At 61.2% G+C, this 18,844-nt stretch carries 13 protein-coding genes; 11 read left to right on the forward strand and 2 right to left on the reverse strand.

Features of this window, described 5'->3' with window-relative positions:
- The first annotated feature begins 6 nt into the window (after nucleotides 1-6).
- From GTF44_RS06785 to GTF44_RS06800, 4 genes are all read left to right on the forward strand, one after another.
- The gene (locus GTF44_RS06785) at nucleotides 7-1,407 is read left to right on the forward strand and encodes a TRAP transporter large permease (protein WP_145210047.1); all 1,401 of its coding nucleotides are present in this window, start codon (nucleotides 7-9) and stop codon (nucleotides 1,405-1,407) included.
- Between the two features lie 279 nt (nucleotides 1,408-1,686).
- Entirely contained in the window at nucleotides 1,687-4,527 is a 2,841-nt protein-coding gene (locus tag GTF44_RS06790; protein ID WP_367383364.1) for a molybdopterin oxidoreductase family protein, read from the forward strand.
- Entirely contained in the window at nucleotides 4,524-5,279 is a 756-nt protein-coding gene (locus GTF44_RS06795; protein WP_171558467.1) for a 4Fe-4S dicluster domain-containing protein, read from the forward strand. Before GTF44_RS06790 ends, GTF44_RS06795 begins: the two co-directional genes overlap by 4 nt.
- Complete coding sequence (locus tag GTF44_RS06800) at nucleotides 5,279-6,199, forward strand: DmsC/YnfH family molybdoenzyme membrane anchor subunit (RefSeq protein WP_171558468.1); 921 nt, start codon at nucleotides 5,279-5,281, stop codon at nucleotides 6,197-6,199. Before GTF44_RS06795 ends, GTF44_RS06800 begins: the two co-directional genes overlap by 1 nt.
- Here the strand turns inward: GTF44_RS06800 and GTF44_RS06805 are convergent.
- Complete coding sequence (locus GTF44_RS06805) at nucleotides 6,196-9,402, reverse strand: reductive dehalogenase (protein ID WP_171558470.1); 3,207 nt, start codon at nucleotides 9,400-9,402, stop codon at nucleotides 6,196-6,198. The two genes, GTF44_RS06800 and GTF44_RS06805, sit on opposite strands and share 4 nt — an antisense overlap.
- Before the next feature lie 177 nt (nucleotides 9,403-9,579).
- On the opposite strand from GTF44_RS06805, the gene GTF44_RS06810 reads away from it, so the two are divergent.
- The 4 genes from GTF44_RS06810 to GTF44_RS06825 are packed head-to-tail and all read left to right on the forward strand — an operon-like array spanning nucleotide 9,580 to nucleotide 14,441.
- Entirely contained in the window at nucleotides 9,580-10,581 is a 1,002-nt protein-coding gene (locus tag GTF44_RS06810; protein ID WP_171558471.1) for a Gfo/Idh/MocA family protein, read from the forward strand.
- Between the two features lie 3 nt (nucleotides 10,582-10,584).
- A complete protein-coding gene (locus GTF44_RS06815; protein WP_171558473.1) occupies nucleotides 10,585-12,156 on the forward strand; it encodes an acyl CoA:acetate/3-ketoacid CoA transferase in 1,572 nt (523 codons plus the stop codon).
- Complete coding sequence (locus GTF44_RS06820; protein ID WP_171558475.1) at nucleotides 12,153-12,917, forward strand: enoyl-CoA hydratase/isomerase family protein; 765 nt, start codon at nucleotides 12,153-12,155, stop codon at nucleotides 12,915-12,917. The genes GTF44_RS06815 and GTF44_RS06820 overlap by 4 nt, the downstream gene beginning before the upstream one ends.
- A 3-nt stretch (nucleotides 12,918-12,920) precedes the next feature.
- Entirely contained in the window at nucleotides 12,921-14,441 is a 1,521-nt protein-coding gene (locus GTF44_RS06825; RefSeq protein WP_171558476.1) for an aldehyde dehydrogenase family protein, read from the forward strand.
- Nucleotides 14,442-14,443: 2 nt separating this feature from the next.
- Here the strand turns inward: GTF44_RS06825 and GTF44_RS06830 are convergent, their stop codons facing one another.
- Nucleotides 14,444-15,484, reverse strand: a complete 1,041-nt coding sequence (locus GTF44_RS06830) for a LacI family transcriptional regulator (protein WP_171558478.1) — start codon at nucleotides 15,482-15,484, stop codon at nucleotides 14,444-14,446.
- A 238-nt stretch (nucleotides 15,485-15,722) separates the two neighbouring features.
- Here GTF44_RS06830 and GTF44_RS06835 point away from each other — a divergent pair, with 238 nt between their 5' ends.
- From GTF44_RS06835 to GTF44_RS06845, 3 genes are all read left to right on the forward strand, one after another.
- Nucleotides 15,723-16,973, forward strand: a complete 1,251-nt coding sequence (locus GTF44_RS06835; protein ID WP_171558479.1) for an ABC transporter substrate-binding protein — start codon at nucleotides 15,723-15,725, stop codon at nucleotides 16,971-16,973.
- Nucleotides 16,974-17,067: 94 nt separating this feature from the next.
- Nucleotides 17,068-17,961: a carbohydrate ABC transporter permease gene (locus tag GTF44_RS06840; RefSeq protein WP_171558481.1), complete on the forward strand. Its 894-nt coding sequence runs from the start codon at nucleotides 17,068-17,070 to the stop codon at nucleotides 17,959-17,961.
- A complete protein-coding gene (locus GTF44_RS06845; protein ID WP_145210009.1) occupies nucleotides 17,961-18,842 on the forward strand; it encodes a carbohydrate ABC transporter permease in 882 nt (293 codons plus the stop codon). The genes GTF44_RS06840 and GTF44_RS06845 overlap by 1 nt, the downstream gene beginning before the upstream one ends.
- Nucleotides 18,843-18,844: the final 2 nt, after the last annotated feature.

The raw sequence follows: 18,844 nt of genomic DNA on the forward strand, positions 1-18,844 counted from the left end.
GGCAGAATGGATTCGATTGATATTGGCCTTTTTGTCACCGGTGGCCTGCTGGTCATGGTGGTCTTGGGCATGCGTGTCGCCTTTGCCGCGGGTCTCGCCGGTCTGGTTGGCCTGGTATGGATTTTCTGGGCGCGCAGCGATTACGATTTAGAGCGCTTCTCTTGGGCGGTTGGCGTCGCGGTGCAAACCGCCGGGCAGGTGCCGCATTCGAAGATTTCCAGCCAGGCGCTGAGTTTGATCCCGACCTTCATCCTGATCGGCTACCTCGCCTATTACGCCGGTCTGACCAAGGCGCTTTTCGAGGCAGCCAAACGCTGGATGGCCTGGGTGCCGGGCGGTCTTGCCGTCTCCACCGTCTTCGCCACGGCGGGCTTCGCGGCGGTCTCTGGCGCCTCGGTCGCCACCTCCGCCGTTTTCGCGCGGATCGCGATCCCCGAGATGTTGAAGATCGGCTATGACAAGCGCTTCGCTGCCGGCGTCGTGGCCGCTGGCGGCACCTTGGCCAGCCTGATCCCACCCTCTGCCATCCTGGTGATCTATGCGATCATCGTGGAGCAGGATGTTGGTAAACTGCTGCTTGCAGGGTTCATCCCAGGCGCATTCTCCGCGATCATCTATGGTCTTCTGATCATCGGGCTGGCGCTGACGATCAAGAATTTCGGCCCGCCAGTACGGGGCTTCACCTGGCGGCAACGTTTCGAGGCTCTGCCGCCCGCTCTGCCGATCGTGTTTGTTGTCGTGATCATCATCTTCTTTGTTTACAACCCCTTCGGCGGCGATGCCTGGGGCACGCCCACCGAAGGCGGCGCGATCGGCGCCTTCGTTGTGTTCTTGATGGCGCTTTATCGCGGGATGCGGTGGGAGCAGCTGAAAGACGCGCTTCTGGAGACGGCCAAGCTCAGCGTGATGATTTTCACCATCATCTGGGGCGTCTTGATCTATGTGCGCTTCCTAGGGTTCGCCGATTTGCCAGGGGCGTTTTCGGATTGGATCACCTCGCTTGAGATGTCGCCGATGTTGATCCTGATCTGCATCCTTCTGGCCTATGCGGTCTTGGGCATGTTCATGGATGCGATTGGCATGCTGCTTCTGACGCTGCCGGTCGTCTATCCTGCGGTGATGGCATTGAATGGTGGCCTCGATGTCTCGGCGGCAGACAGTGCCTTCGGGATGAGCGGGCCGATGTGTGCGATCTGGTTCGGGATTTTGGTGGTGAAAATGGCGGAGTTCTGCCTGATCACACCGCCGATTGGGCTCAACTGCTTCGTGGTGGCCGGTGTGCGCGACGATATCTCGGTCCAGGATGTGTTCCGAGGCGTGACACCGTTCTTCATCGCCGATGGCATCACCATCGCACTCTTGGTGGCGTTCCCTGGCATCGTGTTGTGGTTGCCAAGTTTGGTGTGAGCCACACTGTCATCGCGGCGGTCGACATCCCGAGCACAACCTTTGGGCGACCTGATTGAGCGGGCCATCTGATTGACGTTGTTTCTGGATTGGCCTTAGCTGCCAAGCTCACTGGCCTTATCCGCTCGCCGTTCTGGCCCTTGTCATCGGTACCTTATGCCCACAATGTGCAGAAAAGGCGCCGTCCAAGACGCGCCCATTGTGGCTTGGGAGGGTCTAAATGGCGATAATCGTAGACAGTTATGGAGTGACACCCGCCCGGATGCGAGGGCGGCGCACGTGACGTTACAACAGCCTGATCTGGATCTATCGCCAGATGTCTCCGACGAAATTCGCCAAACCACATGTTACATGTGCGCCTGCCGATGTGGGATAAATGTCCATCTCAGAGCCGATGCAAATGGCACGCCGAAAGTGCGCTATATTGAGGGCAACCGCGACCATCCGGTGAATAAGGGCGTGCTTTGTGCCAAGGGTTCCGCCGGGATCATGCAGCATTATGCGCCGTCACGGCTCCAGGCACCTTTGAAACGTGTCGGGCCGCGCGGATCGGGCGAATTCGAAGAGATCAGCTGGGACGAGGCGCTCGAAACTGCTGTCTCTTGGTTGAAGCCGATCCGCGAGACCGACCCGAAGAAGCTGGCCTTTTTCACTGGCCGCGATCAGAGCCAGAGCTTCACCGGCTGGTGGGCGCAGCAATATGGCACGCCGAACTACGCGGCCCATGGCGGGTTCTGTTCGGTCAATATGGCGGCCGCTGGCATCTACACCATGGGCGGCGCGTTTTGGGAGTTTGGCTCGCCGGATTGGGAGCGGACCAAGATGTTCATGATTTTCGGCGTGGCCGAAGACCATGACAGCAATCCGATCAAGATGGGTCTGGGCAAGCTGAAAGCGCGCGGTGCCAAAGTGGTCGCGGTGAACCCGGTCCGCACCGGGTATAACGCGATTGCCGATGAATGGGTTGGGATCACGCCGGGCACCGACGGTTTGTTCATTTTGGCCCTTGTGCATGAATTGCTGAGGGCAGGACGGATCGATCTGGATTACCTGATGCGCTACACCAATGCGGCGCATTTGGTGGTACAGAACGCGGGTGGGGCCGATCACGGGTTGATTGCCCGGGATGATGACGGCGCAGCTCTGGTTTGGGACCGGCAAGAGGCACGGGCCCGCCCGGCCTCCGAGATCAGCACCCAAGCCGCGATGAAGGGCGAGGTCACGCTCCCCGATGGCCGTCAAGCCGTGCCGTCTTTTGAGCTTTTGGCACGGAAATATCTCGATCCACGCTATGCGCCCGACGCCGTTGCGGAAGAAACCGGCGTGCCGGCCGACACGATCCGCCGTCTGGCGGCGGAACTGGCGCGCACGGCCTTTGACGAGGCGATCACCATTGATCAGCCGTGGACCGATATGCGCGGCGAGCGGCATGAAACGATGATTGGGCGTCCGGTGAGCTTCCATGCAATGCGCGGGATTTCGGCGCATTCCAACGGGTTCCAAACCTGCCGCGCGCTGCATCTGTTGCAGATTTTGCTGGGCTCGGTCGAATGCCCGGGCGGGTTCCGCTTCAAACCGCCTTACCCCAAACCGGTCGCGGCGCATCCGACGCCGCATACCGAAAACCTTCCAAATGCCCCGTTGCCAGGCCCGCATCTGGGGTATCCCAGAGGGCCGGAGGACCTGCGGATTGACGCCGACGGGCAACCGGAGCGGATCGACAAAGCCTTCTCCTGGGAGGCACCGCTTTCGGTCCATGGGTTGATGCATATGGTGATCTCGAATGCGGTTGCGGGCGACCCTTACGAGATCGACACGCTCTTCCTCTACATGGCCAATATGGCGTGGAACTCGTCAATGAACACGCGCGGCACGATGGAGATGCTGAGCGCGACACATGCCGATGGCAGCTATAAAATCCCGCATATCATCTATTCCGATGCCTATTCTTCGGAGATGGTGGCTTATGCCGATCTGATCTTGCCAGATACGACTTATCTGGAGCGTCATGACTGCATCTCGCTGCTTGACCGGCCGATTTCCGAGCCCGATGCGGTGGCCGATGCGATCCGCTGGCCTGTGGTGGAGCCCGATCGCGATGTGCGCGGCTTCCAATCGGCACTGCTTGATTTGGGGGCGCGTCTGGGGCTTCCCGGGTTTGTGACGGAGGACGGCGCGGCGGCCTATGCCGACTATGCCGATTACATTGTTCGGCATCAGCGCAAACCGGGCGTGGGTCCGCTGGCTGGGTGGCGCGGCGATGGCAGCGAAAACGGTCGCGGTGATCCCAATCCGGATCAGTTGCAGCGCTACATCGAAAATGGCGGCTTCTGGGAAAGTGAAATTCCGGAGGAGGCTCGGTTTTACAAGATGGCCAATGCGGCCTATCAGGACTGGGCCGTTGGGATGGGCTTTTTCGATGCGCCGCAGCCGGTGACGTTTGACCTCTATAACGAGACGCTGCGCAAGTTTCAGCTTGCCGCCGAGGGGCATGGCGATAGGCAACCGCCCGACAATCTGAAAGACCAGATAGGTCAGAGTTTCGACCCGCTGCCCACCTGGTATGCACCCTTTGAAGGGGCCGGGGTGGAGCTTGCCGATTACCCGCTGCATGCGATCACGCAACGCCCGGCGGCGATGTATCACTCCTGGGGTTCGCAAAACGCCTGGCTCCGGCAGATCCACGGCCAAAACCCGCTTTATGTACCGGGCGAGGTGATGGAGAGCGCCGGTCTGACCGATGGTGGCTGGGCCTGGGTGATCTCTCATCACGGCAAGATCAAAGTGCCGGTGCGGCGGACCGATGCGGCCAATGGCAAGACCATGTGGACCTGGAACGCGATTGGCAAACGCAAAGGCGCGTGGGCTCTGTCGCCGGGCGCGCCCGAGGCGACAAAAGGGTTTCTTCTCAACCATTTGATCAGCGAGCTTCTTCCTCCAAAAGGGGATGGGTTGCGTTGGGCAAATTCCGATCCGGTGACGGGTCAAGCGGCCTGGTATGACCTGCGCGTGCGGATTGAACCGGCAGAGGCCGGGCCACCTGAACCACAGATCGAGGCGCAGGAAAGCCCGGTCGGAACAGCGGAGGGCGATGTGGCCTTTGGAGAGGAATGGACATGACCAGTTTGCCCGCGCCGTCCGATGTCAAACTCGGCCTCGTCATCGATCTCGACACCTGCGTCGGCTGCCATGCCTGCGTGATCTCCTGCAAGGAATGGAACACCGGCGGCTATGGCGCTGCGCTTGGCGATCAAGACGCCTATGGCGACGCTCCGGTCGGTGCTTTTCTGAACCGGGTCCACACCTTTGAGGCCAAGCCCGAGGATGGCCCGGCCGCTGTGGTGCATTTCCCGAAATCCTGCCTGCATTGCGAAGACGCGCCCTGCGTCACGGTTTGCCCCACCGGGGCGAGCTATAAACGCGCCGAAGACGGGATTGTCTTGGTCAATGAAGATGCCTGCATCGGCTGCGGCCTCTGCGCTTGGGCTTGCCCCTATGGCGCGCGGGAAATGGACCCGGTTGAGAAGGTGATGAAGAAATGCACCCTCTGCGTTGATCGGATTTACAACGAGAATATCCCCGAGGAAGATCGGGTGCCGTCCTGCGTCCGCACTTGCCCGGCAGGCGCGCGGCATTTCGGTGATCTGGGCGATCCAGACTCGGATATCTCGCAATTGGTTGAAACGCGGGGCGGGTTTGACCTGATGCCCGAGCAGGGCACCAAACCGGTGAATAAATACCTGCCGCCGCGACCGAAGACCGTGACGCCGGTGCAGGAGTTGCCGGACCTGACCGATTTGGCCGCGAGCCGCGCCGAGGAAAAGGCCGATGGCTTCTTCGGCTGGCTCGACCGCGCCCTGGAGAAACTCTAATGCATCCAGCCTATTCGATCATTTTCTTCACCGTCAGTTCCGGTGCCGGGTTTGGGCTGTTGGCCGCTTTGGGGCTCGCGGCGTTTTTCGGTCTGCCGCCGCTTGGCGTGGTCTATTGGGCGGGCTTTGTCCTTGGTTTCGGGCTCTCGGGTGCTGGGCTGATCTCTTCCACCTTCCATCTGGGGCATCCGGAACGGGCCTGGCGCGCGCTCAGCCAATGGCGCAGTTCTTGGCTGTCGCGCGAAGGGGTGTTGGCGATCGCCACCTTGGCCATTGGCGGCGTCTTCGCGCTGATCTTATTGATCGGCGGCGCGGGGCAGATATGGGGCCTGCTCACCACCATCCTGTCTTTGGTGACGGTCTACTCCACCTCGATGATCTATGGGCAACTCAAGACCGTCCAACGCTGGTCGCAGTCTCTGACACCGGTGATGTTCTTGAGCTTCGCACTGGCGAGCGGCGCGTTGCTCTATGCCAGTCTGCGGGTGATGGCCTATGGCGGCGGCGGTATCCTCCCGACTCTGGCCGCGCTTCTGATCTTCGCGGCCTGGGGGGTGAAACTGCTCTGGTGGCGGCGGGGCGATGAGGCACCGGCCCTGTCGACGCCGGAGAGCGCGACCGGGCTTGGGCATATGGGCCGGGTTCGGATGCTGGAAGCGCCGCACACCGGCGGCAATTACCTCTTAAAGGAAATGGGGTACAAGGTGGCCCGCAAACACCAGGCCAAGCTGCGCCAGATCGCAATTGCACTTGGCGGTGCGCTGCCGCTGGTCGCGACGCTTCTGGCCTCATGGGGGGTCTTGCCTGGCCTCTTTATGGTGATCGCGGTTCTGGCGTTTCTCGGCGGGCTTTTGGCCGAACGCTGGTTGTTCTTTGCCGAGGCTGAACACGCGGTGATGACCTATTACAACCGGGGCTAGAGGTCGATCTCGACCACACCGCCGGGTACCGCAGCCCTGGATTGACAGAGGATCATCGCGTCCTTGCGCTGCGCTTTCGACAGCACGAAGTCGCGATGCTCCACTTCGCCAGAGATCACGCCGCATTTGCAGACGCCGCAAATGCCGTCGGAGCATTTCACATCCACATGGATGCCATTTTCAGCCAACACATCTGTGGCGGGCTTGTCCGCCGGAACAAGCAGCTCTCGGCCATCTTTCAGGCGCAGCGTGAAATCGTGGTTTTCGTATTCCGGCAGGTCGGGGACGGAGAAATACTCCAAATGCCGCGCCTCTTCCGGTACGCCCGCGCGCTCGGCGCTGTCCATCACCGCACCCATGAAAACCTCGGGGCCGCAGGTATAGATATGGGTGCCTTCTGGCGCTGCTTTCATGATCCTGTCCAGATCAGCCCGCGTCCCTTCATCGGAGATATGCAGATGTAGGTTGTCGGCCCAGGGCATCGCCGCAAGATCGTCCAGGTATCCCGCCGAGCGTCTTGATTTTGTGCAGTAATGCAGCGCGAAGGGTTTGCCCAAAGCGTGCAGCCGATGCGCCATCGCAATCATCGGCGTGATCCCAATGCCGCCGCCCATCAGCAGGCTGAACGGTGCCTCCTCGACCAGCGGAAAATGGTTGATCGGTTTCGAGATGAAAATCCGCCGCCCTTCGCTGAAAATCCGGTGCATCAGTTTCGAGCCGCCCCGGCCGCCGTCTTCCCGCAGCACGCCGATCTGATATTTTGACCGGTCCGCCGGGTCGCCCGACATCGAATACTGCCGCAGGAATTCGGGCGCGACCACGATGTCCAGATGCGCGCCCGCGGTCCATTCGGGCAGGTCGCCGCCATCGGGGTTGCGGAATTCGTATTTGGTGACATCCGCCGTCATCGCCTCAGACTTCGCGACGACCACCTGCAAGACGGGACTGTCGCCATCATTGGTGTAGCGGTGGATCACGCTTTCGTCCCCGTCTGCCAATCGGGTCTGGTACTCCTCGGCGGTGACCATGGCCTGATAGGCTTCGATCCCGGCTTCGCGATCCATGGGGAACGGGTAGGGGTAAGGATGCGGGGCCAGCGGGGCGGGGTAGACCGCCAGCGTCTGATCCTCGTATTTCAGGTTCAGATCGCGTTGCAGATCGCGGGCATTCACCTTGTGCCGGGTCGGGCGATAGCCGCCATCCTCCTCCAGCTCCAAATCCCACCACCATTTTTTGACCGGGTTCAGCCCGCCATTGCCAACCATATCGTCGAGCTTGGCCAGCGCAGGCGCGGCGGCGGGCAGGTTCATCGCGGCCCATCGGAAGGGTTTCTCGGCGAAGAGCCCCTCAAGGTTCCAGGGGCAGGTCTTCATGCAGCGCCCGCACATCGCGCCGCCGAGCGTGGTGATCCGGTAACTGGCGCAGCGTTCGCTATCGGATTTCCAAATCTCATAGCCATTGAACATCAGTTTTGGCCCGGCGGTGATCGCGCCGGAGGGGCATTCGCGGGCGCATTTGTTGCAGCTGTCGCAGAACTTCTGCATCCCGAAATCAATCGGTTTGTCATGGGCGAGCGGCATGTCTGTCGTCACGACGCCAGATTTCAGGCGCGGGCCGAGGAACGGATTCAGGATCACTTCGCCGATGCGGGAGACCTCGCCCAGGCCAGAAAGCAGCAAAAGCGGCGGCTGTAGCACCTCACCATCCATCACTGAATGGGCTTTCGCCTTGTAGCCCAAGTTCCTGATCTGCTTGGCAATCACACCCCCAAGAAGCGAGAACCGCAGATAGGCACGCATGCTTTGGGCGACGCTGATCCAGTCATCGCCCGAGGCGCCCTCCATCGTCTCGTATCCCTGATCGATGATCATCGAGATCGCTTGATCATGGGGCGGATCGATGGGTTCGCCACGCGCGTCATGAGAATACCAGGTCCAATCCGGGCAGCGGCTGATGCCCACGGCGTCGACGCCGAGGAAATAGCTTGCGGCCTTGATTGCCTCGGCATTGGCCTGAGCATCGCCCGGGCGCGGGCCGTCCTCAGATGCCCCGTCTTGTAGGAGCACGAACGCCCCCAGCATCCGCCGCTGCGCCATGGAGGGGGCGGCTTTGCGCACATAATATCCGCCCGTGGCCGCCGCTTGGTTCGATTTCCCCATGTCGCCAAACTGGGCGCGGGCGAACATGTCGGCGCGTTTCGGGACGCGGGCCACATTGGCCTCGTCGATATAGGTCGTTGGTGTGTCGACCCGTTTCAGCGTTTCAAACGGGTGCGGGCCGTTGACGAAATCGCGTTTGGCGAACGGGTCGCCGTTTAGGGCCGATTTGGCGAAGCCCTTACCAACCCACCAGGCCGGGCCTTTGGTCTTGAACCAAGGCTGTTCGGCCAGCGGAATCAGCGGCTGATCAACCGTCAGGTCGAAATCGGTCGTCACAATGGCCACGCCAAACCGATCGCCCAGATAGGGGCTTACCAGTTTGCCGTCTTCCCAAGTCGCAAGCCCTGCCGCCACGGTCAGCCGGTTCAGGTCTACATCGGCCGAGGTTGCCGTATGTGCTTTCGCGTCCCAGCCCAGGATGCGGATGTAGTTGGCGAGGACCACGGCGGTTTCGGTGGCCCGCAGGCAGGCGCGATGCGCTTGCGCGTCTTCAAGCCATGTCGTGCCAGGCTCCTCTGGGCGCGGGTCACGTGGCATTTCGTAAAGATAGACAATCGCGCGGGTGTGGCTGTCGATGGTGCTGGGCGGGGCTTCGGCGGCCTCTTTGAGATCGGCCATGATCATGTCGATGCCGGAGGCCAGTGTCTTGGTCTGTTTGGTGCGCAGGTCATGGGCCAGCGCATCAATGCCGGGATTGCGATAGGGTTGATCAAGGCGCGCGGCCTCTGGGATTGGCCCAACACCCACCATCGACGCGTCGGCGAAATAGCCAAAGGCTTTCAGGTGGTTGGCGCGTTCTGTTGGATCGACGGGGCAGTCGGCACGGGCCTTGTTGACCAAGCCGTCGCGGATCGCATCCATCATCGCCTGATATTCCGTCATCGCGTTCACGATGGAGTGCGGCACCTCCGCCCGTGTGAAATCGAGCGGTTGAAACAGCGGCACTTGGTCAAGGTCCGGCATTTGTCCACGGGCCAGTCTTTCGAGCGGATAGGGGCCTAAATGGACCGGGCGTTTGGCGTCGGAAAAGAACCGGATAGTCATGCGTGACGTGCGCCTCCCAACGCTCGTTGTGATTGCAACTATTACCCGTCTCAGCGCCAGGGGCCAGAGGCCTCACAAGAAATCTATTGACGAATTTTGGATCGATCCAATAAAGATGTGGAACGTTCCAATTTGGGTGAGTCGCGTCATGATCTGGAACGATGGGAGGATGTCTGAATGAAATGGGGTCTGATCGGGGCCAGTACGATTGCCGCCGAGCATATGATTGGCGCATTTCGGGCTGTCGAGGGTGGTGAGGTTGTCAGCGTTTTGTCATCCAGCCCAGATCGCGCGGCGTCTTACGCGGCGGAGCATGGGATTGCCCATGGTTTGACCGATCTAGATGCGCTTCTCGGCGATGAGCAGGTCGACGCCGTTTACATCTCCACCACCAATGAAAAGCACTTCCCGCAAGCCATGGCCGCGATTGCGGCGGGCAAACATGTGCTGTGCGAAAAGCCTCTGGCGATGCATGTCGCCGACGCCACCAAGATGGTGCGCGCAGCGGAGGAGGCGGGGCTGGTCTTTGCCACCAACCATCACCTGCGTAATGCCGGCAGCCATCTGGCGATCCGCGAGGCGGTGCAGGCCGGGCGGATCGGGGATGTGTTGAGTCTGCGCGTCTTCCACGCGGTTTATCTGCCACCGCATCTGCAGGGCTGGCGGCTTGATAACCCGAGCGCGGGCGGCGGCGTGATCCCCGATATCGTGGTCCATGACGCCGATACGGTGCGGTTTCATCTCGGCGAGGACCCAACGGATATCGTCGCCCTCGCGACCAGTGCTGGCATGGGGCAGGGCGTTGAAGATAGCGTGATGTCGGTCTGGTCGATGCCATCGGGCGCGACCGTGATGACTCATGAGAGCTTCACCCACCGCTTTGCAAAATCGGGGTTTGAGATCCATGGCACCGAAGGCTCGATTGTCGCGCGGAACGTCATGACGCAGCAGCCGGTGGGCGAGATTATCCTGACCACTGAGGCCGGGACGGAAGCGCTGAGTTTCAGCACCCACAATCTTTATCACCGCGCGATCGGCCTGTTCTGCGATGCGGTGAATGGGCAGGGGCGGCCCTCGGCGGATGGCGTTGACGGAGTGAAGTCACTGGCCGTCGCGGCGGCGGTGACCCAAGCGGCGGAGACCGGTCAGCGGACCGCCGTCGATTACGGCGGGATCTGAGTGATGGGTAAGATCGTTTCCGGGGCGGAGGCCGTTTCGCGGATCAAAGATGGGGCGGTGGTGACCGTCTCCTCCTCCTCCGCTTTGGGCTGCCCGGATGCGGTCTTGCAGGCCATCGGCGCGCGGTTCGAAGCTGAAGGCCACCCACGCGACCTCACCACGATCCATCCGATTGCGGCGGGGGACATGTATGGCGTGAAAGGTGTCGACCACATCGCGCGCGATGGTTTGCTTGGCACGATCATCGGCGGATCGTACCCCTCCGGTCCCTCCAATCTACCGATGCCCGCCATCTGGCAGATGGTCGTCGAGAACCGCGTCGCGGCCTATAACGTGCCCTCCGGTATCCTCTTCGACATGCATCGGGATGTGGCGGCGCGGAAGCCCGGTGTCTTGACCAAAGTCGGCCTAGAGACCTTCGTCGACCCGATCCGCGAAGGCTGCGCGATGAATGATCTGGCGGCGGATCGCCCCATCGTTCAGCGCCAAGAATTTGGCGGTGAAACCTGGCTGCATTTCCCCAATATCGTCCCCGATGTGGCGATCATCCGGGCGACCACTGCCGATGAGAGTGGCAATCTGACCTATGAGCATGAGGGCGCGACGCTTGGCGGGTTGGATCAGGCGATTGCGGTCCGAAACCATGGTGGGTTGGTGATTGCGCAGGTCAAACGGGTGACGGCGGCAGGCTCGCTCCGCCCCCATGATGTGCATGTGCCCGGTCATCTGGTGGATTTGATCGTGGTCGCACCGGACCAGAAACAGACCACCGAAACCGCCTATGATCCGGCAATCTCTGGTGAAGTGATGCGGCCTTGGGAGAGTTTCGCGCTGGCCGAGCATAATGTGGAGAAAATCATCGCCCGCCGCGCAGCGATGGAGTTGCAGGCAGGACAAACTGCCAATCTGGGCTTCGGGATTTCCGCGATTGTCCCGCGCATTCTGCTGGAAGAGGGGCAGGCGCAAGCCGTGACCTGGGCCATCGAGCAGGGCGCGGTGGGGGGCATGCCGCTCACCGGGTTTGCCTTTGGCTGCGCCTCGAATGCCGATGCCTTTGTGCCAAGCCCGAACCAGTTCACCTATTTCCAAGGCGGCGGCTTTGACGTCTCGTTCTTGTCGTTCCTTGAGGTCGATATCGAGGGCAATGTAAATGTCTCAAAGCTTGGGAAAAAGCCTTACCTGACAGCGGGTTGCGGCGGGTTCGTTGATATCACGGCGCATGCGAAGAAGATCGTGTTTTCCGGGTATTTCGAGGCAGGCGCGGGCCTGTCGCTGACCGAGGAGGGGCTGAGCGTCTCTCAACCCGGCAAGTTCACCAAAATGGTTGAGGCTGTCGAGCATGTGACCTTCGCGGGGCAAAGGGCCCTTCGCCAAGGCCAAGAGGTGCTTTACGTCACCGAGCGCTGCGTGATGCGACTAACCGAAGCCGGTCTGCTCGCGACCGAAATCATGCCGGGGATCGACCCGGAACGGGACATCGTTGCGGCCTCCGATGGGCGGGTGACGGTCTCCGATGATGCGACCGCGATGCCGCTCAGCCTGCTGTCGGAGCAGCCGATGGGGCTGACGCTATGAGTGCGGTGCATCTTCATTTGGGGCCTATTGCCCGGCTGGAACTGGACAATCCGGCCAAGCTCAATGCCTTCACACCTGAGATGCTCGCGGCCTTGGAGGACCATTGCGCGACGCTCGATGCGGACTCGTCGGTTCTGGGCGTCCTGCTCACCGCCGCACCGGCCAAAGCGTTCTGCGCTGGCGCGGATATCCTCGCCTGGGGTGGTCTCAGCCCGGCCGATTTCGCGCGTCATTGGGTGCGCGACGGGCACCGAGTCTTTGATCGGCTGGCGCGACTTTCGAAACCGACGATTGCGGTCCTTGGTGGGCATGCGTTTGGTGGCGGGTTGGAGTTGGCAGCGGCCTGCGACATCCGCGTGATCGCGCCACAGGCAACCTTGGCTTTGCCGGAAACCTCTGTGGGCATTGTACCGGGCTGGTCCGGCACGCAGCGGCTCTTGCGGCTTCTGCCGGAGCCGGTTGTGAAAGAGATGGCGCTTTTCGGGCGACGGTTGGATGCGGAGCGGGCGTTGGCGCTCGGCTTCGTCGCCGACGTTGCAGATGACCCGCTGGCGGCGGCTGAGGTCATCGCGGCGTGCTTGGCTCAAACCAGCCCGCGCGCCACGGAAGTCGCAAAATACCTGATCCACGCCGCCGCCGATGAAGACCGCGCGGCCGTTACCGAGGCGCTTGCCGGTGGGATGATTGCCGCCAGCGCCGACAAGGCTGAGGGCGTCGCCGCCTTCACCGAGAAACGCAAACCAGATTTCCCTGGGACGTAAGTGATGACAGACCTGACCCTGATCCCAGCCACCAACGCGCCGATTCCGGCAGAGCCGTTCATCGGCAAACACCTGATCGATGGTGCCTGGGTCGAAAGCGCAGATGGCGCTTGGTTCGAGCGGCATTCCCCGGCCCATGGCGATTTGATCAGCCGCTCCGCGCAAGGCGGCGTGGCCGAGACTGAAGCAGCGATCGCCGCCGCACGGCGTGCCTTTGATGCGGGCGATTGGGCGTTTTCCTCTGGCGCGGATCGCGCGAAGATTCTGCTCAGAGTGGCTGATCTGATTGATGAAAAACGCGATCAGATTGCCTTGATTGAGACGCTCGAGAGCGGCAAGCCGATCAGCCAGGCCAAGGCCGAGATCGACGGTGCGGCGGACCTCTGGCGCTACGCCGCCGCGCTGGCGCGCACCATGCATGGGGACAGCCATAACAGCCTCGGACCCGACATGTTGGGGCTTGTGCTGAAAGAGCCAATCGGAGTCGTCTCGCTCATCACGCCCTGGAATTTCCCCTTCCTGATCATCAGCCAGAAACTGCCCTTTGCGCTCGCCGCGGGCTGCACGGCGGTGGTGAAGCCATCGGAAATGACCCCTTCGACGACGGTGATCCTCGGTGGGTTGCTGCAAGAGGCCGGGCTGCCCGCTGGCGTGGTTAATATCGTCTTGGGTTACGGCGACCCCGTTGGGGCGCTGATGTCGACCCATGCGGATGTGGATATGGTGTCTTTCACCGGCTCAACCGGTGTTGGCAAACGGATCAGCGCGGCCGCCTCGGAGACACTGAAAAAGGTCTCGCTGGAACTGGGTGGCAAGAACCCGCAAGTGATCTTCCCGGATGCCGATCTGGACGCCGCTGCCGATGCCATCACCTTCGGTATCTATTTCAACGCTGGCGAATGCTGCAATTCCGGCAGCCGGATCATTGTGCACGAAGACATTGCCGAGGCGCTGACAGAGAAGGTCGTGGCGCTCTCCCGCCGGGTGCCCTTTGGCGATCCACTCGACCCGAAAACGCAGGTGGGCGCGATCATCTCGCCAGAGCATCAAGCCAAGATCGACGGCTACGTCAAGCAGGCCGTCGCCGCCGGTGCGACGCTGGCCCTTGGGGGCGCAGCGCTGGACTTGGAGGGAATGGATGGCCAGTTCTACGGCCCAACGGTCGTCACCGGCGTCACGCCGGAGATGCCGATCGCCTCAGAAGAGGTGTTTGGCCCGGTTCTGTCGGTCTTGACCTTCCGCGATATGGAAGGCGCGATTTCTCTCGCCAATTCCGCCTCTTACGGCCTCTCTGCCGGAGTTTGGAGCCGGGATGTGCATACCTGTCTGGCCTTCTCGCGCCGGGTGCAGGCGGGCACGGTCTGGACCAATACCTGGATGGATGGCTTTGCCGAGTTGCCCTTTGGCGGGGTGAAGCAAAGCGGGCAGGGGCGTGAGCTCGGGCGCTATGGGTTGGAGGAATTCCTGGAGGTCAAAACCGTTCAGATGCGCATTGGCGACACGCGTGCGCCTTGGGTGGCGTGATGTCAGCTTTTGTCGCCAAATCCAGCATCGGGTTTGAACATGACGTGCAGCTCCTCGGGCGGCTCGCCCGCCATCCGGCGGAGCAGCATCTCCGACATCGCCCGGCCCGTCGCGCGCAGGTCTTCGAAGACGGTTTCGATCCGTGGGCGGATATTGTCGAAAATCGGCGAGGCGCGCTTGGCCAGCACATCGGCCTCAACCCCTGGGGTCACGCCGGTATCGTCCAGCGCCGAAAGCGTGACCAGCGCCATCACTTCGCCAACGCAGATGTAGCCATCCGGCGGGTTGGGTTTCTGCCGCCGCTCGATCAGCGCCTCAGAAACCGCGCGGGTCGAGGAATCGAGCGTCACATCGGTGACAATTTCATACTCGACGCCGGTCTCTCGCACGGCACTCATGAAGCCGTAACGCAAGTGTTGGGCAAAGGTGAACCGATCCTCGGGCAGGATCAAACTGATCCGTTTGCGGCCCTTTTCGACCAGCCGATGGACGGCAGCGCGCGCGAAAGCCTCGTTGTCGAAATCGACCCAAGCGTGGGGCGTGGTGAACTCGGTTCGTCCATGGCTGACAAAGGGAAACCCGCTTTCCATCAACAGCCGGGCGCGGGGATCAAAACACTCGGTGCGGGTGAACAGCAGCCCATCGGCCAGGTTGTTGCGAAGGATGGTGCGGACCGGTGCCAAGCGATCTTCCCCCACCTGATCCGGCACCACGGTTACGGAATAGCCGGTGCCACGCAGCGCGTCGGTGATGCCGGTCAGAAACTCATGGGTGAAGCCCAGAAACTCATGCTCGGTATTGAGCAGAAGGCTGACCACCTGCGTGCGCCCGGTTCGCAAGCGCCGCGCCGCACGGTCCGGGACATAGCCCACCGATTTCGCCGCCTTGGCGACCTTTTCACGCGTCGTTTTGGCGATTCGCGGGTCATCCGCCAAGGCGCGCGAAACGGTCGCAATTGCGAAGCCCGTCATCTCCGCAATGGTGCGGAGGGTCGGTTTTTCGCTTGGGGCAAGCGGGGCAATTTCGTCGGCGTCGCGGGTCATGGGGCGGGTCTATCCAGCATGAGAATTACCTGCAACTATGGTCAGTTTTTGAAACGTTTCAACAGAAAAGCGTTTTGCGGGTGCATTGCGGCGTCGCGGCATTTGTCACTTATAAAAGCAAGTAATTGCTGTTCACGATGCGTCGCTATGTCAAAGTTTACCGTTGACTTTGTGTCGAATTATAACGTTTTAATTCCGCCAGTCCAAAAGGGACTCGCGACAAAAAGGGAGGACAATCATGACATTCACTAGAAAACTGCCGCTCTCGGCAGCTGCGGTGGCCCTGTCGGTCACAGCCGTGGCGGCGCAAGAGGTTGAGGTGCTGCACTGGTGGACCTCAGGCGGCGAAGCGGCGGCGCTGAACGTGCTGAAAGGGGATCTGGAAGGCCAGGGCATCGGTTGGATGGACATGCCCGTCGCTGGCGGCGGCGGGTCTGACGCGATGACCGTGCTGCGCGCCCGGGTGACGGCTGGCGATCCGCCGACCGCGGTGCAAATGCTCGGGTTCTCGATTCAGGACTGGGCCGCCGAAGGCGCGCTTGCCAATCTCGACGATTTGGCCGCCGAGCAGAACTGGTCCGATGTTGTGCCAGAGGCGTTGCAGCGCTTCTCCACCTATGACGGCTCTTGGGTGGCGGCGCCGGTGAACGTGCATTCGACCAACTGGGTCTGGGCCAACACCGCGTTGATGGAAGAGCTCGGCATCGAACAGCCCGGAACATGGGATGAGTTCGTCGCCGCAATGCAAGCGGCACAGGATGCAGGTTACACCGCGCTCGCCCATGGTGGACAAGCCTGGCAGGACGCGACCATCTTCGACTCCATCGTGATGGGCGTCGGCGGGCCGGAGTTCTATCAGGCCGCGATGGTCGATCTGGATGCGGACGCCCTTGGCTCCGATCAGATGGTTGAAGCGTTCCAGCGGATGGAAACCCTGCGCGGCTTCGTTGATGACAATTTCTCCGGTCGCGACTGGAACCTCGCCTCGGCGATGGTTGCCAATGGCGATGCGCTGTTCCAGATCATGGGCGATTGGGCAAAGGGGGAGTTCATCAACGCAGGCCAGACCGCCGGCGTTGAATTCCAGTGCTTCCGCGTGCCCGGCACCGAAGGCACCGTGACCTTCAACTCCGACCAATTTGCGATGTTCAACGTCTCCGACGAGACGGCGATGGCCTCGCAAATGTCCATGGCGTCGTCGGTGATGAGCCCGGAATTCCAGGTGGCGTTCAACACCGTCAAAGGCTCTGTGCCAGCCCGGACCGACATCTCGGATGAGGCGTTTGATGCTTGCGGCCAGCTTGGTATGGCGCAGCTGGCAGAAGCGGCCGAGAACGGGACTCTGTTTGGCTCCATGGCCCATGGCCACGCCAACAATCCGTCGGTGCAGAACGCGATGTATGACGTGATCACCGCGCATTTCAACGGCGAGTATGATGCAGCCACCGCGGCCGAGGAAATGGTCACCGCCGTTTCGATCGCACAGTAAGCGATTGATCTGATCACCGTCCGGGCCGGGGTGCCCCGCCACCTCGGCCCGGACTTCCGAACGTATCTGCCAGAACCATTAGGGAGGGATCGCCATGGCCGCCAACGCGCCCACGGATCTGCGCACGCGCATCCAAGTCTGGCTGCCCAAGCTTGTCTTGGCGCCGTCCTTCGCGATGGTCCTGATCTTTGTCTACGGGTTTATCCTATTCACCCTCTATCTGAGCTTTACCGGCAGCCGCATGTTGCCGAGCTATGACTGGGTGGGCCTGCAGAACTATCAGAACCTGTTCCGGATTCGCGAATGGGACACCGCGATCACCAATCTGGCGATTTTCGCCTCGCTCTACATCATCATTTGTACGCTGATCGGCCTCTTCCTCGCGATCTTCCTCGATCAGAAAATCCGGGGTGAGGGGGTGCTGCGCCCGATCTTCCTTTACCCGATGGCGCTCAGTTTCATCGTGACCGGCACCGCTTGGAAGTGGTTTCTCGACCCCGGCATCGGGATCGAAGCGACGATGCATCTCTGGGGCTGGGAGAGTTTCGAGTTTGACTGGATCAAAGACCGGGAGATGGCGATCTATACCGTCGTCATTGCGGCGGTCTGGCAAACCAGCGGCTTTGTCATGGCGATGTTCCTGGCGGGCCTGCGCGGTATCGACACCGAGATATTGAAGGCGGCGCAGATGGACGGTGCGTCGAACTGGAACCTCTATCGCCGGGTCATCATCCCGCAGCTCCGGCCCGCTTTCCTAAGTGCATTTGTGATCCTCAGCCACCTGGCCATCAAATCCTATGACTTGGTCATTGCGCTGACCGGTGGCGGTCCCGGTAACGCGACCGCTGTGCCGGCGACCTTCATGTATTCCTATACCTTCACCCGGAACCAAATGGGGATCGGCGCCTCCTCGGCCGTGATCATGTTGATGACCATCGCCGCGATCATGGTGCCCTATCTCTATGCCGAACTCAGGGAGAAGAAGTGATGTCCATCGCCTCCCAAGACAGTGCCATTCGGATGAGCCGCGCCACGCGCACCTTCATCTATCTTTTCTTGCTGCTCTTCGCGCTTTTCTACCTTCTGCCCTTCTTCATCATGCTGGTGAACTCGGTCAAACCGCTTAGCGAGATCACCGGTGGCCAGATGATCGCCCTGCCGGAGGTCTGGACGATCCAGCCCTGGCTAGATGCCTGGTCCACGGCACAGATCGGTGTCGAACCCACGGGCTTGCGCCCCTATTTCTGGAACTCGATCAGGATGGTCGTGCCGGCGGTGGTGATCTGCACGATCATCGGAGCATTGAACGGCTATATCCTAACCAAATGGCGGTTCCGGGGCGATACGTTGGTCTTCGGCTTGATGCTGTTTTCCTGCTTCATCCCGTTTCAGATCGTGCTGATCCCGATGGCCCGTATCCTTGGTATCCTCGATATCGCGGGCACCACCGCAGGCCTCGTGCTGGTTCATGTGGTCTATGGCATCGGGTTTTCGACGCTCTATTTCCGCAACTACTACGCCGCCTTCCCGACCGAACTGGTGCGGGCGGCGCAGATTGACGGGGCCGGGTTTTTTCAGATCTTCTGGCGCATTCTGATCCCGTCATCGGGACCGATCACAGTTGTTTGCGTGATCTGGTTGTTCACCAATATCTGGAACGATTTCCTCTTCGGCGCCTCCTTCGCAAGTGGTGGCGGTGCGCCGATGACCGTGGCGCTGAACAACCTCGTAAACTCGTCGACCGGTGTGCGCGAATACAATGTCCATTTCGCCGGCGCGATCATGGCCGCCGGGCCCACCTTGCTCGTCTATATCGTTGCGGGTCGATATTTCGTACGCGGTCTCATGGCCGGCTCAGTCAAAGGATAGAC

Origin of the sequence: Roseobacter sp. HKCCD6576-2, from assembly GCF_013179285.1 — a bacterium.
GTDB classification, from domain to species: Bacteria; Pseudomonadota; Alphaproteobacteria; order Rhodobacterales; family Rhodobacteraceae; genus Rhodophyticola; species Rhodophyticola oceani.

What these genes read in the sequence shown, in the direction of transcription:
- GTF44_RS06785 (WP_145210047.1), top strand. Translation starts at nt 7, where the DNA reads ATGGATTCGATTGATATTGGCCTTTTTGTCACCGGTGGCCTGCTGGTC.
- GTF44_RS06795 (WP_171558467.1), top strand. Translation starts at nt 4,524, where the DNA reads ATGACCAGTTTGCCCGCGCCGTCCGATGTCAAACTCGGCCTCGTCATC.
- GTF44_RS06800 (WP_171558468.1), top strand. Translation starts at nt 5,279, where the DNA reads ATGCATCCAGCCTATTCGATCATTTTCTTCACCGTCAGTTCCGGTGCC.
- GTF44_RS06805 (WP_171558470.1), bottom strand. Translation starts at nt 9,402, where the DNA reads ATGACTATCCGGTTCTTTTCCGACGCCAAACGCCCGGTCCATTTAGGC.
- GTF44_RS06810 (WP_171558471.1), top strand. Translation starts at nt 9,580, where the DNA reads ATGAAATGGGGTCTGATCGGGGCCAGTACGATTGCCGCCGAGCATATG.
- GTF44_RS06815 (WP_171558473.1), top strand. Translation starts at nt 10,585, where the DNA reads ATGGGTAAGATCGTTTCCGGGGCGGAGGCCGTTTCGCGGATCAAAGAT.
- GTF44_RS06820 (WP_171558475.1), top strand. Translation starts at nt 12,153, where the DNA reads ATGAGTGCGGTGCATCTTCATTTGGGGCCTATTGCCCGGCTGGAACTG.
- GTF44_RS06825 (WP_171558476.1), top strand. Translation starts at nt 12,921, where the DNA reads ATGACAGACCTGACCCTGATCCCAGCCACCAACGCGCCGATTCCGGCA.
- GTF44_RS06830 (WP_171558478.1), bottom strand. Translation starts at nt 15,484, where the DNA reads ATGACCCGCGACGCCGACGAAATTGCCCCGCTTGCCCCAAGCGAAAAA.
- GTF44_RS06835 (WP_171558479.1), top strand. Translation starts at nt 15,723, where the DNA reads ATGACATTCACTAGAAAACTGCCGCTCTCGGCAGCTGCGGTGGCCCTG.
- GTF44_RS06840 (WP_171558481.1), top strand. Translation starts at nt 17,068, where the DNA reads ATGGCCGCCAACGCGCCCACGGATCTGCGCACGCGCATCCAAGTCTGG.
- GTF44_RS06845 (WP_145210009.1), top strand. Translation starts at nt 17,961, where the DNA reads ATGTCCATCGCCTCCCAAGACAGTGCCATTCGGATGAGCCGCGCCACG.